Origin of the sequence: Chryseobacterium cupriresistens (assembly GCF_046614675.1) — a bacterium.
In the GTDB taxonomy this organism is placed as follows: domain Bacteria; phylum Bacteroidota; class Bacteroidia; order Flavobacteriales; family Weeksellaceae; genus Chryseobacterium; species Chryseobacterium cupriresistens.
In genome coordinates this window covers 79492-93518 of record NZ_JBKKJT010000010.1, presented here as the reverse complement: position 1 = coordinate 93518, position 14027 = coordinate 79492, and the positions used below count along the sequence as shown (strand labels likewise).

Below are 14027 nucleotides of genomic sequence, written 5' to 3'. Positions count from 1 at the left end.
TTTAATCAAATTTTTTAACTATTAGTGCAGAATTGGTTCCCCCAAACCCAAAAGAATTCGACAAAAATACATCAATTTTTTGATTTTTTGTTTTTGCGACTAAATTTATCTTTTGTGCTTCATTATCAGGGTTTTCCAGATTGATATTGGGAGCAACAAAATCGTTCTGCATCATCAGAATGGAGTAGATAACTTCACTTGCACCTGCCATCCAGCACTCGTGTCCGGTCATAGATTTGGTAGAACTTACCGGAACTTCACTGCCGAAAATCTCATAAATGGCTTTCGCTTCGTTCGCATCACCAATTGGAGTAGAAGTTGCGTGAGCATTGATATAATCGATGTCTGAAGCTTTTAATCCTGACTGTTTTAAGGCTCTGTCCATTGCCAAAGCCGGCCCATCTACATTAGGAGTTGAAATATGACCTCCGTTGGAAGAAAAACCATATCCGATAATTTCAGCAATAATCGGAGCGCCTCTTCTTTGGGCAGATTCCAAACTTTCAACAATCAGACTGGCTGCTCCGCCACTTGGAATCAATCCGTCTCTTTCTGCATCGAAAGGTCTTGATGCTTTTGCAGGCTCATCTTCTCTGGCTGAGAACACTCCCAATCCGTCAAAGCTCGCCATGGAATATTTGTTGGTTTCCTGAGCTCCGCCGCAGATAATCATATCCTGGAAACCATTTTTAATCATCATATAAGCCAGCCCTAAAGAATGAGAACCGCTTGCACATGCTGCACTGATGGTAAGATTAATCCCTTTCAGCTTAAAAATCGTTGAAAGGTTCATCGTTACTGTTGAGTTCATTGATTTGAAAATCGCTCCCGATCCCATCAATGTTGTATCTTTCTTTTCCCTTGCAATATCGATAGATTCTACGACTGCCTGGGAAACACTGTCATTTCCGTACAAGATCCCCACTTCATGAGCCTCTAAGAATTCTTCATCCAGATTCGCCTGTTTTAAAGCATCCAGGGTAGCAAGATAAGCATATTCGCTTTCTTCTCCCATACTGATACGCTGGCGTCTGTTTAAAAGATTTTTAAGATCAGGCTTCGGAACTACTCCTGTGAGGCCAGACCTGAAACCAAATTCTTTTCTGTCCTGATCTAAAACAATACCGGATTTTCCTTGATATAGGGATTCCCTGACCTCTTCTAAAGACGTCCCGATGCAGGAATAAATTCCCATTCCGGTAATTACAACCCTATTTTCCATTTGTTTATATTGAATTTAACAATGTATCAGTCTAGTAATGTAACAATCTTTTCATTGATATCAATCAACATTGGTACACCGGTACATTGGTATATTGTTAGATTATTTATGAGTAAATTCCTCCGTTAATATTAATCACTTCACCTGTTATGTAGGAAGATTTTTTAGATGCTAAAAATGCGACAAGATCTGCCACTTCTTCTGCTTCTCCGAATCTGTTGGCAGGAATCATTGCTTTAAGCTCATCTTCATTAAACTCCTGGGTCATATCCGTTTTGATGAAACCCGGCGCAACGGCATTTACCGTAACATTTCTTTTGGCAACTTCCTGAGCAAGAGCCTTTGTAGCTCCTACCAAAGCTCCTTTCGCAGCGGAATAATTCGTCTGGCCGGCTGTTCCTTTTACTCCGGATACAGAAACCATATTGATGATTCTTCCGTATTTGTTACGAAGAAGCTTTTGAATAAAGAAATTGGTCACATTGAAGAAACCATCAAGACTTGTATTGATCACATTATTCCAGTCTTCTTTCTGCATCCACATAAAAAGGCCGTCTCTTGTGATTCCGGCATTATTGACAATCACTTCCACCACTGCATCAGGGTTTTTCTCCTGCCACTCCGTTAAAACAGCTTGTGTTTCTTCGGTGTTTCCTACATCAAATTTAAGAATTTCTCCGGTAGAACCCAATTCTTCCACTTTAGCCAATGTTTCTTTGGCTGCCGTTTCATTTGAAGCGTAGTTGATAAGGATGTGATAGTTTTTCTCTTCTGCCAGTTTTATACAGATTGCCCTCCCGATTCCTCTGGAGCCACCTGTTACAATTGCACATTTCATGCGTTAGTGTTTATATCGTTTTTAGTTTTTTAAGTTGATGCTGGAAGCCTTTTTTAAAAGACAATTGATGGCAACCAGTAGTTACATTCCTTTCAGGTATTTCTTTACTTCCTCCAGATACGGATACATGACCATATCGTCTGAGAAAGCAGGAATAATTTTTCTGATATCATCATACAGTTCTTTTGTAGAGGATGAAACCTTATCCTGGAATCCAAGATATTCCACAGCCTGAATAATGGTAATCGCTTCAATCGCCAATACTTCAAAAGCATTTTCAATGACTTTTCTGCAAATTACCGCAGCGTTTGTTCCCATACTAACGATATCCTGATTATCGTTATTGTTTGGAATACTGTGAACATACATAGAATTTGACAGCATCTGGCTTTCTGCCGTAGTAGAAGTTGCCGTAAACTGTACTCCCTGCATCCCGAAATTGAAACCTAATTTACCTAAATTGACAAAAGGAGGCAAAATTTCATTGATTTTCGCATTCAGAAGGTAGTTTAACTGTCTTTCTGCAAGCATGGTCAGTTTTGTCACCACGATTTTAAGCTTGTCCATTTCCAGAGAAATATAATCTCCATGGAAGTTTCCTCCATGGTAAACATGCTGGTCTTCAACATTGATAATCGGATTATCATTCGCTGAATTAATCTCATTTTCAAGAACTTTCTCTGTATATTCCAATGTATCCAATACCGGACCTAAAATCTGAGGAACACATCGTAAAGAATAATATTCCTGAACTTTTTCCTTGAATACTTTTTCCTGCTCTTCAAAATGAGTATAAAGATGCTCTTCTCTTTTTCTGATCAACTTACTGTCTGCCAGGTGAGCACGCATTCTTTCTGCCACTTTCTGTTGACCGTAGTGTTTCTTAGTTCCATTCAAGGCTTCTGACAAATGATCATCATAAGCCTGTACAATCTCATTGATCGCACAGGAAAGCCTAAGGGAAATATCAGTAAGCTGATTCGCTTTATAAGCATTCACAATACCAATTCCTGACATTACGGAAGTTCCGTTCATTAAAGCAAGTCCTTCACGGATCTCTACTTTGATCGGTTCTAAGCCTTCTGTTTCAAAAACTTCTTTGGTAGATTTTCTTTCTCCATTGTAAAAAACTTCTCCTTCTCCAATCAATACCAAAGCCAGGTGAGCCAGCTGAACAAGGTCTCCGCTTGCTCCTACGCCTCCATGTTCAAAGATCAATGGGGTAATATCTCTGTTGATCAATTCCTGAAGAAGATAAATAACAGACTGGTGCACTCCTGAATTCCCTAAAGATAAGGTATTCAGTCTTGCCAGCATACATGCTTTTACTTCTTCCGCAGGCAAAGGGTTTCCAATTCCTGAAGAATGGCTTCTGATCAAGTTATACTGAAGCTGGTGGGTGTCTTCATCACTGATTTTAAACTGAGCCATGGGCCCAAAACCGGTGTTCACACCATATATTACTTTATTTTTTGAAAACTCTTTTAAAAACTGAAAACTTTTATCCACTCTTGATAAAAGTGATTCATCCAGTTCTATTTTTTCATTCTCAATGATAATTTTTTGAAAGTCTTTCAGTTCTAAAAAGTTATTTATTTTCATCAATTAAAAGTAATAGTTGATAATTTTGTAAAATATTAATTATTTGTCACTAATTTTGCGGCAAAGATAAAAGTTATTATTAAAATAAAAAATCAAAGATGAGCAAAGAATTTGTTGACGTTCTTGTAATCGGAGCCGGACCATCCGGATGCGTGTCTTCTTCATACCTGAAGAACAATAACGTCAGCGTAAAAGTAGTTGAAAAGACAAAATTCCCCAGACTCGTAGTTGGAGAAAGCTTAATTCCAAGGGTAATGGACCACTTTGAGGAGGCCGGACTTTTCCCTGCATTAGACAAAATGGGCTTTGAAAAAAAGCTTGGGGCTCGTTTCCTTCGTGGTGAAGAAGTCTGCATTTTTGATTTCAGCAACAAATTCGGGGAAGGCTGGGACTGGACCTGGCAGGTTCCAAGAGCTGATTTTGATAATACACTTGCTCAGGAAGTCATTAACAAAGGAATTGATCTTGAGTTTGAAACTGAAGTGATAGATATCAAATTTGACGGGACAGATTCTATAACTACGGTAAGAAACAAGGATGGGGAAATAAAAGAGATCCATGCTAAGTTTGTTATCGATTCCAGCGGATACGGAAGAGTACTGCCTCGCCTGCTTGATCTTGAAAAACCTTCAAAACTTTCCCCTCACTCTGCGATTTTCTCTCATGTAAACGATATCAACAGGGAACCGGGAGAAGAAGGAACTTTAATTTCTTTTGACATCATTGAAACTGAAGTATGGCTTTGGGTAATTCCTTTTTCCAACGGAAACACAAGTTTAGGAATTGTAGGGCCTACTGAATATATCGACAAATTGTCTGAAAACGGAGATACAACGGAAGCTTTAAGAAAAGCGATTTCTCTTTCTGAATATTATGTAAAACGTTTTGGAAACGTAGATTTCCTTTTTGAACCTAAACATCTGAAAGATTATTCCTGTTCAGTAAAAAGTTTATTCGGAGACGGATTTGCCTTAACAGGAAATGCCTCTGAATTCCTTGATCCGGTATTTTCTTCCGGAATGGCTTTTGCCACAGAATCCGGAATGCTGGCCGCAAAACTGGCGCTAAGACAATTAAACGGAGAAAAAATCGACTGGCAAAGGGAATACACAGACTACATTTTATACGGAGTGGATGTTTTCACCACCTATGTAAAAGAATGGTATACCGGAAATCTGCAGGAGCTATTCTTCCATCAGCCAGAAAATCCGGATGTAAAGAAAAAGATCTGTGCTGTTTTAGCAGGCTATGTCTGGAATAAAGACAATCCTTTTGTGAGAAAGCACGATACGGTAATTAAAAACCTTGCGAACCTGATCAAGCTGGAGAAACAGGAGCAGCAAAATCAAGCATAACAAAAACGGTCTGAATTTTTTCAGACCGTTTTTGTTTATTTTATAACTTCTTTGATTTCCTTTCCCAATTTTTTTCCGGTAACTTCATAGGCCGCAGCTATTCTTCCGTATTCCCATGCAAATTCTTTATTCATTTGCTTGCCTCCTATTTTATCTGCTTGTAATCTCATCACTACTTTCGAAGGATCATCAGTTTCCACAAACTTCATATCTGCTGTTAATTTTGCTTCCTGAGAACCTATCATTCCGCCATACCAGCCGGCATAAATCCATTTTGCATCAATAATCAGCGTGTATTTTGTCTTTGCATCCTTTTTGAAAACTACTTTTTTGGATTTCCCATTTATGCCTTTAAGGAAATAGTCCAAATATTCAGAATTTTTAAACTGTCCCCACTGATAAATCCAGTTTTTCCATACAGCTTCGCTTTTTTTGGCTGTAATATCCGCTTTCCTGTTTTCCAGATATTGAGCTTCCGTCATGTTCTTCTCCTGATAGACTGCATTATCAAACACCAACTGAACATTCACTTCGTTTTGATCTTTTAAAAAATCAAAATTTCCGGATTCAACATTAATTTGATTTGAGCAAAGGCTACTACTCCAATTGCCATGAACAGCAATAACAATAATTTTCTCATATTTTTAAATTAGTTTTTATTTAAGCGTCCAAAGATATTTACTTTTATTGATAAGTAACCGTAAAAAAACAGCCTGAAAGTTCAGACCGTTTTTGTACAAAATTATTTCAAATTATCTTCTTTTTTTATCTTAGCATCTTCTGCCATCATTTTTGTATGATCTTCTGTCATTTTTGTATGCTCCCTTATCAGTTCTTCATCCTCTTTCATCATTTGATCATGATCAGCTTTCAATTGATTGATGTCAAAATTTTCAGTTGCATGCTTTCTCTCCAATTCATCATGCTTTTTTATAATTTCAGAATGCCTGGAAAGCAGGTCTGCATGCTGCTGCAGAATATTCTTATGCAAAGCTTCAATTTTGTTATGCTCACTGGTAGCAGGTTCATTCTGCAGGTGATGAATACTGGTAAAAGCAGCATGTTCTTTTTCCATTACCGAATGAGCTGTTTCTAATTTGTTATGATCAGATTTCAATTTAGCATGTGCTGCCGAGAGTTCTTTTTCAAGTTCAGTACCTGTTTTTTTACATGATACTAATACAAGGCCTACTGTTAAGCCGACCATCAGAATTAAATTCTTTTTCATTTTTTTATGTTTAATTCTGATAAAATTACTAATTAAGACTCTAAATAACAGATTTTTGTAAAAAAACCATTTTATTTACATCGTAAGAAAAAATCCCGGTAATTTAAACCAGAATAAGTGTAAAATAAAAAGAATAAAATTAATTTTAAAGAAAAGCAAATCAGCGTAAATCAATAAAATTAATCGGTTTTCTGCTGTTTGGATTAAAAACTGCTTTAGAAAGAATATCAAAATCGATAATTTCAATTTTAGGACTTACTCTCAGTTTTGCACGGAAGTGGTCTCTTACTTCATTGACAAACCCTTCATGATCTGCTTCTGTACTCAGTTTAATGATAATCTCATCAAGTCCGATTTCGTTGGCCTGAATCACAATCTGGTAGCATAAGATATTATTAAAATCATTCAAAATATCATTCATGGCAGGAGGATACAATGTTGTTCCCTTATATTTGATCATCTGCTGCTTTCTTCCTACAACAGGTCCTAATCTCATCGTATTTCTTCCGCACTGACATGGTTCATAATGGGCTTTTACAAGATCTCCGGTTTTAAACCTCAACAAAGGAATGGCTTCCACTCCCAAAGTCGTAATGGTAAGTTCTCCGCTTTCTCCTTCTTTCACAGGATTGCCATCGTCATCCAGAATTTCTGTAATAATCAGTTCCGGATGGTGATGTCCTCCGATCTGGAATTCACATTCTGTAAAGGCAGTGCTCATTTCCGTAGAGGCATAGGTGGAAAAGAGTTTGATGTCCCATTTTTCTTTGATTTTCTGTGAAAGAATATTATCTGTAAAATCCTGATTTTTGATACTTTCTCCAATACAAACAGCACCGTAAACACCGGAATTTTTATAATCCAATCCATGTTTTTCCGCATAATCAATCATTTTCAACAGAAAAGAAGGAACAGTGATCAGATATCTGGGTTTGTATCTGAAGATAGAATCCCATTGCAGTTCAGGAATTCCCGGTCCCATTCTTACTACGCTGGCACCCATTTTCCGTAAGCCCAAAAAGTAGGCAAGTCCAGCCATAAATCTTTTATCTATGGTGGTGATCATCTGCACAACATCTCCTTTCTGAATTCCTGCACATGCGAAAGATATCGCTTCATTGTATGCAAGCCTTTCCAGATCACTGTCGGACAATCCGAAAGTCACCGGATCTCCCAATGTTCCGGAAGTGGTGCTGTAATCCACAATTTTATCCGGTGTTATGCAGAAAAAATCATGATTATACTGCTGGAGATCATTCTTTGTGGTGGTAGGAATCTTCTGAAGATCTTCCAAAGTACGAATATCCTCTATAGTAATATTATTTTCTTTGAACAGTTTCTGATAAAACGGCGAATGAGCTTCAAGATAAGCCAAAAGCTCATGAAGTTTTTCTTCCTGAAATATTTTGATTTCCTGAATCCCTGCTTTCTCGATTAACGGATGAAATTCCAATGATTTTAATTTTTTAAAAGGCAAATTTATCTAATTAAAATTAAAAGATTTAAAGATTCAAGTATTAAAAGATGAATTATCTCCTAAACGTAAAAGTTTGTGTATTGGTATTCCCGGCAGTATTGATGGTTGTTACTTTTAAAGTGTGAGAACCCGATCCTTTCGGGCATTTTTCATCAAAAGTGTAGACAAAATTATCTTTTACACGGGTAAACCTCAACCATTTGCCATCCAGTTCGGCACGGAATGAAATAATATCACCCACTTTCGTTGTTCCTTTTAAGAGTAATGAACTGCTATTAACCAATGCTCCTTCTGCCCAGCCTGATGAAACGGATGGAAGATTATTGGCAATCAACAATTTTGCGGTACCCAATCTGTTGAATTTCCCTTCTGCCCAGTCACCATTCCATTTTGCTTTTACAAAATCTTTATCATTTCCGTAATCAAGAACAATAACTGTCTTATCTTTTTCTGTATTGGTTAATTTTCTATCCGGTTTTATTTTCAAAGTATATTCATCCTGAACAGGAATGTATGGACTATGCAAAACAATGGTATTTGAAACAGCATCCGGATCTGTATCCGGTTTTTCATAGGCATTGAAATTTATGGCATCATACATGGCATTTTTACTGAAAGCAATCTCTGTATTTTCTGTGGTAATGGTTTTCGCTTCATTAGCCATTATTGTTTTTCCCGTAGAAGATATTTTATCTGAAGTTTTACTTAACTGAACTTTTGTTGTTAAGCGGCTTGTATTTCCTTTGACGTCTTTCAGAACAATCTCAATGGTATGAACATTTTCATCCTGAAGTTTGATAATCCCACTTAAGTTTGGAAGACTATAATTCTGAAGATGCATTCCTGGTAAATCGGACAGGTGCTGAATTCCCATTTTATCCCTGATGAATTTGGTATAGTCTATACAGCCGTTGATATACTGGGTATCATCATAATGAATTTTATCAATTTTAAAACTATAAATCAGCTTACCGTCCATCAAGAATTCTGTCTGATAAATACCAAGATTAAATCCTTTATTGGCTTTATCTACAGCTTTAATGGCAAAACTTATCTCCGGAGAACTCACCTGAACAAGATTAGCCGTATAAGCATTTCCAGCTTTTTTTACGGCAATACTATTTGCACCGGGTTCATAAGTACTGAAACGTCTGTCATACCAATACAATCCGCTAATAATTGGGGCAATATTATCAGGAATGGCAAAGCCAAAAAGTAACGGATTTAAGCATTCCTCTGTTTTGGTATCTCTTATTTCAAAGTGCAGATGCGGACCCGCCGAACCTCCGGTATTTCCACTCAAAGCAATCTGTTGTCCTTTCTCCACGGGAAACTGTCCGGGCTGAAAAGTAATATCCTGTTCCCACTTTTCGTCTTTATATTGTTTTTCCTTTACGTATTCATCCAGTTTACTGAAGTATTTATTCAGGTGGGCATATACCGTGGTATAGCCGTTGGGATGAGTGATGTACACTGCATTTCCAAATCCGTACCGCTCTACTTTTATTCTGCTCACATAACCTTCTGCGGCTGCAAGAACCGGAAGATTTTCCTGGCTGTTGGTTCTCAGATCCAATCCCATGTGAAAGTGATTGGTCCGCACAGCACCAAAATTGGCAGCAAGCTGCATGGGAATATTTAGTGGGTTTCTGAAATAATTTTGTGGATAATTATTTTGAGCTTGTACAATGCCTGTGTTGATAAAACAAACCAAAAGCATCAGGTAATAAAAGATTTTCATACAGCATTTGGGTTTATACGTCTAATTAAATATACGAATTTTTAAGTTATGCTTATTTTTTTGACCGCAGATTTCACAGATTTTCACAGATGATTATGTTGTAGGTGTTGGCTAGAGCCGGTGGATTTGTTTTTATTATTTAAGGGGGGTTCCTTCGACTATGCTCAGGATAATTGTCCGCTCCTATTGAATAAATTGCATTAAATTTCACATCAAATACAACCCGAAAAATTCACTTATTGACCATTCACCATTCACTTTTTCTCACTTTCTCCATTTATATTTCTGAAATTGAACTTTTTAATAGAAATTACCTAAATAAAACATATATTATAAACCGACAAATTTTAGTAAATTTGCAGACTTAATTAATCAACGATATTGAGATATTTACAATGAGCCAATTTAAAGAATACAAAAACCTCAACCTTATTGACGTAGCAGAGAATGTAGCGGAATTTTGGAAACAAAATAAAACCTTCAATAAGAGTGTTGAGATCCGTCAGGGAAATCCTGAGTTTGTTTTTTACGAAGGTCCGCCTTCAGCAAACGGTATGCCTGGAATTCACCACGTAATGGCAAGAGCATTGAAAGATATTTTCTGCCGTTACCAGACTCAGAACGGAAAGCAGGTTTTCCGTAAAGCAGGCTGGGATACGCATGGTCTTCCTGTAGAACTGGGTGTAGAAAAAGAGTTAGGAATCACGAAAGAAGATATTGGCAAAAAAATCTCTATTGAAGACTATAACAAAGCATGTCGTGAAGCAGTAATGCGTTATACCGATGTATGGAATAACCTTACGGAGAAAATCGGATATTGGGTAGACCTTGATGATCCGTACATCACGTACAAGTCAAAATATATGGAAACCGTTTGGTGGTTGTTGAAGCAGTTGTATAGCAAAGATTTGTTGTACAAAGGCTACACCATCCAGCCTTACTCTCCAAAAGCAGGAACAGGACTTTCTTCTCACGAGCTGAATCAGCCCGGAACCTATCGTGATGTTTCGGACACAACGGTTGTGGCTCAGTTTAAAGTGAAAAAAGACTCTTCAGCATTATTCAATGATGTTGACGGAGATGTTCATATCCTTGCATGGACGACCACGCCATGGACACTTCCATCCAATACAGCTCTTACCGTAGGGAGAGATATTGAATATGTTTTAGTTAAAACTTTCAATCAATATACATTTGAACCTGTAACAGTAGTTTTATCCAGCGTTCTTTTACCTAAAGTTTTCGGTAAAAAATACGCAGAAGGTACAGATGAAGATTTTGCCAACTATACTCCGGAAACGAAAGTAATCCCTTTTAGAATACTAAGAGAATTTACAGGAGAAAAGCTTGTTGATACAAGATATGAGCAATTAGTTCCGTGGTTTACACCTAATGACAACCCTGAGAATGCATTCAGAGTAATCCTGGGAGATTTCGTAACAACTGAGGATGGTACAGGTATCGTTCACACAGCACCTACTTTTGGTGCCGATGATGCGAGAGTTGCTAAAATGGCTCAGCCTGAGGTTCCACCGATGTTGGTAAAAGATGAAAATGATAATCTTGTACCATTGGTAGATTTACAAGGGAAATTCATCAAAGGAGAAAATGTTCCTGAGGTATTCTCCGGAACTTATATCAAAAACGAATATTACGACGAAGGAACTGCTCCTGAGAAATCATGGGATGTAGAACTTGCCATCTTATTGAAAACGGAGAACAAGGCTTTCAAAGTAGAGAAATATGTTCACTCCTATCCACACTGCTGGAGAACAGATAAACCGGTATTGTATTACCCGTTGGATTCATGGTTTGTGAAAATGACTGCTGTAAAAGACAGACTGGTTAATTTAAACAAAGACATCAACTGGAAGCCAAAAGCTACGGGTGAAGGACGTTTTGCCAACTGGCTGGAAAATGTAAACGACTGGAACTTATCCCGTTCAAGATATTGGGGTATTCCATTGCCGATCTGGAGAACAGATGATCTGAAAGAAGAAAAAATCATAGGTTCTGTAGAAGAACTTTATAACGAAATCGAGAAATCAATTGCAGCAGGGCTGATGACTGAAAACCCGTTCAAAGGTTTCATCATCGGAAATATGTCAGAGTCTAACTATGAACTTGTGGATCTTCACAAAAACGTGGTTGACAAAGTGGTATTGGTTTCTGATTCAGGAAAAGCAATGAAGCGTGAAAGCGACCTGATCGACGTTTGGTTCGATTCAGGCTCTATGCCTTATGCCCAGTTGCATTATCCTTTTGAGAATAAAGAATTAATCGACAATAATAAAGCATTCCCGGCTGATTTTATCGCAGAAGGTGTTGACCAGACGCGTGGATGGTTCTATACGCTTCACGCAATCGGAACGGCTGTATTTGATTCAGTTGCTTATAAAAATGTAATGAGTAACGGTCTTGTTCTGGACAAGAACGGACAGAAGATGTCAAAACGTTTAGGAAATGCAGTAGATCCGTTTGAAACACTTGCTGTATACGGACCGGATGCTACGCGTTGGTATATGATCTCCAATGCCAACCCATGGGAAAACCTGAAGTTTGACATTGAAGGAATCGACGAAGTAAGAAGAAAGTTCTTCGGAACCCTTTACAATACCTATTCATTCTTCGCTTTGTATGCGAATGTGGATGGCTTCAACTATTCAGAAAAAGAAGTGGAAAACCGTCCGGAAATCGACAGATGGATCCTTTCTGAGCTTAATCTTCTGATCAAGGAGGTGAAAGCATTCTACGAAGATTATGAGCCGACAAGAGTAGCAAGAGCGATCAGTACTTTTGTGAACGATAACCTGAGTAACTGGTATGTAAGATTATGCAGAAGACGTTTCTGGAAAGGAGACTATTCTGATGACAAAATCTCCGCTTACCAGACTCTATACACCTGTCTTGAAGTAGTAGCAAAATTATCCGCTCCTATTGCTCCGTTCTTTATGGATCAGTTGTATCAGGATTTAAATAAAGTAACAGGTAAGGAAAATTGTGAATCTGTACATCTTACAGACTTCCCGGTGGCTGATGAAAGTTTAATCGATCAGGATCTGGTTGAAAAGACTCATTTGGCACAGAACATTACAAGTATGGTTTTCTCATTGAGAAAGAAAGAAAATGTAAAAGTTCGTCAGCCTTTACAAAAAGTATTGGTTCCTGTACTGGATGCTAAAACAGAAGAGCAGATTCTTGCGGTTGCAGATCTGATCAAGCAGGAGGTGAACGTGAAAGAATTACAGTTAATTAATGCTGAAGAAGCATCCCATTTAATTGTAAAACAGATAAAACCGAACTTCAAAGCACTTGGTCCTAAATTAGGAAAAGATATGAAGATGGTAGGTGCAGAGATTGCTAATCTTAGTGCAGAACAGATTGCCGGTCTTGAAAAAGAAGGAAGAATAGACGTTCAGGGATATGAGATCACTCTTGATGATGTGGAAATCTCTACAAAAGATATCCCGGGATGGACAGTTACTTCTGATGGAAAAACAACTGTGGCATTAGATTTGACGTTAACCGATGAGTTAAAATCTGAAGGGATCGCAAGAGAGTTCATCAACAGAATTCAGAACCTGCGAAAAGATAAAGACTTTGAACTGACAGACAGAATTTCAATCACATTGGAAGAAAGTTCTCCTTTCCTGAATGAGATTAAGAAAAATGAAGAATATATTTCTTCCGAAGTCTTGTCAAATAAAATAGAAATTGTATCTTCACTTTTAAATTTTAACGAAATCGAAATAGATGAGGTTAATTTTAAGATAAATGTTGAAAAAAATTAACATGTAGTTATTATATTTCAAATTCCATTTCATAATTTTATTAAAAAAGAGAAAGAATATGTCAGACGAAAGAGTTAGATACAGCGATGCTGATTTACAGGAATTTAAAGCGATCATTAAAGAAAAAATAGAAAAAGCAGAAAAGGATCTTCAGCTTATCAGAGAAAGTTTTATCAATGACCAGAATAATGGTACTGATGATACGTCTCCTACTTTCAAAGCTTTTGAGGAAGGAGCAGAAACGTTGAGCAAAGAACAGAATTCTATTTTGGCAGGAAGACAGGAAAAATTCGTGCGTGATCTTAAAAATGCTTTGATCAGAATCGAAAATAAAACGTATGGTGTTTGCAGAGTAACAGGAAAGCTGATTCCTAAGGAAAGACTTTTAGCCGTTCCTCACGCTACGCTGAGCATCGAAGCGAAAAACATGCAAAAATAACCGTAAGGTTTGTAAAATAACATTGGGTTTATAACGTATTTACGGATACTTTATAAACCTAATTTTTAATGTATACCCATGAACGAATTATTAATTTTGGGAGTGATCATCGCCGTAGTTGTCATATTTTTCAACAGAGAATGGATTAAAAACAGATTCTTCCCTGATCAGCAGAAGAATTACACTATTGATGACCGGTTCAATTCTGATAAACGCGAACGGGAGAAAGAAATCGACAGACTTTTGAGTAAGATGGGCAAAAACGGAGTGAATGATTTGTCTGAGAAAGACAGAAAAAGGCTGGATGAATTGTCCAAAATGTAAAAAAAATAAG

The 14027-nt window shown here is 37.4% G+C and carries 11 protein-coding genes; 4 read left to right on the top strand and 7 right to left on the bottom strand.

From position 1 onward, the window contains the following. Nucleotide 1: 1 nt before the first annotated feature. The 3 genes from ACLI50_RS20250 to flxA all read right to left on the bottom strand — a co-directional run bounded on the left by ACLI50_RS20250 (nucleotide 2) and on the right by flxA (nucleotide 3662). Nucleotides 2-1222 carry a beta-ketoacyl-[acyl-carrier-protein] synthase family protein gene (locus tag ACLI50_RS20250; protein ID WP_202839897.1) on the bottom strand — a complete coding sequence of 407 codons (1221 nt, stop codon included), beginning with the start codon at nucleotides 1220-1222 and terminating at the stop codon, nucleotides 2-4. 106 nt (nucleotides 1223-1328) lie between these two features. Further along, on the bottom strand, nucleotides 1329-2060 hold the full coding sequence (gene flxB / locus ACLI50_RS20245; RefSeq protein ID WP_202839899.1) for a flexirubin biosynthesis SDR family reductase FlxB: 732 nt from the start codon (nucleotides 2058-2060) through the stop codon (nucleotides 1329-1331). Nucleotides 2061-2141: 81 nt separating this feature from the next. Next, complete coding sequence (flxA, locus tag ACLI50_RS20240; RefSeq protein WP_202839901.1) at nucleotides 2142-3662, bottom strand: flexirubin biosynthesis tyrosine ammonia-lyase FlxA; 1521 nt, start codon at nucleotides 3660-3662, stop codon at nucleotides 2142-2144. A 98-nt stretch (nucleotides 3663-3760) separates the two neighbouring features. On the opposite strand from flxA, the gene ACLI50_RS20235 reads away from it, so the two are divergent. Further along, a complete protein-coding gene (locus tag ACLI50_RS20235) occupies nucleotides 3761-5017 on the top strand; it encodes an NAD(P)/FAD-dependent oxidoreductase (RefSeq protein WP_411414511.1) in 1257 nt (418 codons plus the stop codon). 35 nt (nucleotides 5018-5052) lie between these two features. Here ACLI50_RS20235 and ACLI50_RS20230 read toward each other — a convergent pair whose 3' ends face one another. The 4 genes from ACLI50_RS20230 to ACLI50_RS20215 all read right to left on the bottom strand — a co-directional run bounded on the left by ACLI50_RS20230 (nucleotide 5053) and on the right by ACLI50_RS20215 (nucleotide 9463). After that, complete coding sequence (locus tag ACLI50_RS20230) at nucleotides 5053-5547, bottom strand: hypothetical protein (RefSeq protein ID WP_411414510.1); 495 nt, start codon at nucleotides 5545-5547, stop codon at nucleotides 5053-5055. 212 nt (nucleotides 5548-5759) lie between these two features. Further along, on the bottom strand, nucleotides 5760-6245 hold the full coding sequence (locus ACLI50_RS20225; protein WP_411414509.1) for a hypothetical protein: 486 nt from the start codon (nucleotides 6243-6245) through the stop codon (nucleotides 5760-5762). Between the two features lie 160 nt (nucleotides 6246-6405). Continuing rightward, complete coding sequence (gene flxY, locus ACLI50_RS20220; RefSeq protein WP_137904767.1) at nucleotides 6406-7698, bottom strand: flexirubin biosynthesis putative acyl-CoA ligase FlxY; 1293 nt, start codon at nucleotides 7696-7698, stop codon at nucleotides 6406-6408. 76 nt (nucleotides 7699-7774) lie between these two features. Continuing rightward, nucleotides 7775-9463: a M23 family metallopeptidase gene (locus tag ACLI50_RS20215; RefSeq protein WP_411414508.1), complete on the bottom strand. Its 1689-nt coding sequence runs from the start codon at nucleotides 9461-9463 to the stop codon at nucleotides 7775-7777. A 395-nt stretch (nucleotides 9464-9858) separates the two neighbouring features. Here ACLI50_RS20215 and ileS point away from each other — a divergent pair, with 395 nt between their 5' ends. The 3 genes from ileS (at nucleotide 9859) to ACLI50_RS20200 (ending at nucleotide 14017) form a co-directional block, all read left to right on the top strand. Then, nucleotides 9859-13254, top strand: coding sequence for an isoleucine--tRNA ligase (gene ileS, locus ACLI50_RS20210; RefSeq protein WP_411414507.1), 3396 nt, complete (start codon nucleotides 9859-9861; stop codon nucleotides 13252-13254). A gap of 58 nt (nucleotides 13255-13312) precedes the next feature. After that, nucleotides 13313-13693, top strand: coding sequence for a TraR/DksA family transcriptional regulator (locus ACLI50_RS20205; RefSeq protein WP_002983772.1), 381 nt, complete (start codon nucleotides 13313-13315; stop codon nucleotides 13691-13693). Between the two features lie 78 nt (nucleotides 13694-13771). Further along, nucleotides 13772-14017, top strand: a complete 246-nt coding sequence (locus ACLI50_RS20200) for a DUF6576 domain-containing protein (RefSeq protein ID WP_395971889.1) — start codon at nucleotides 13772-13774, stop codon at nucleotides 14015-14017. The last annotated feature ends 10 nt before the right edge of the window (nucleotides 14018-14027 follow it).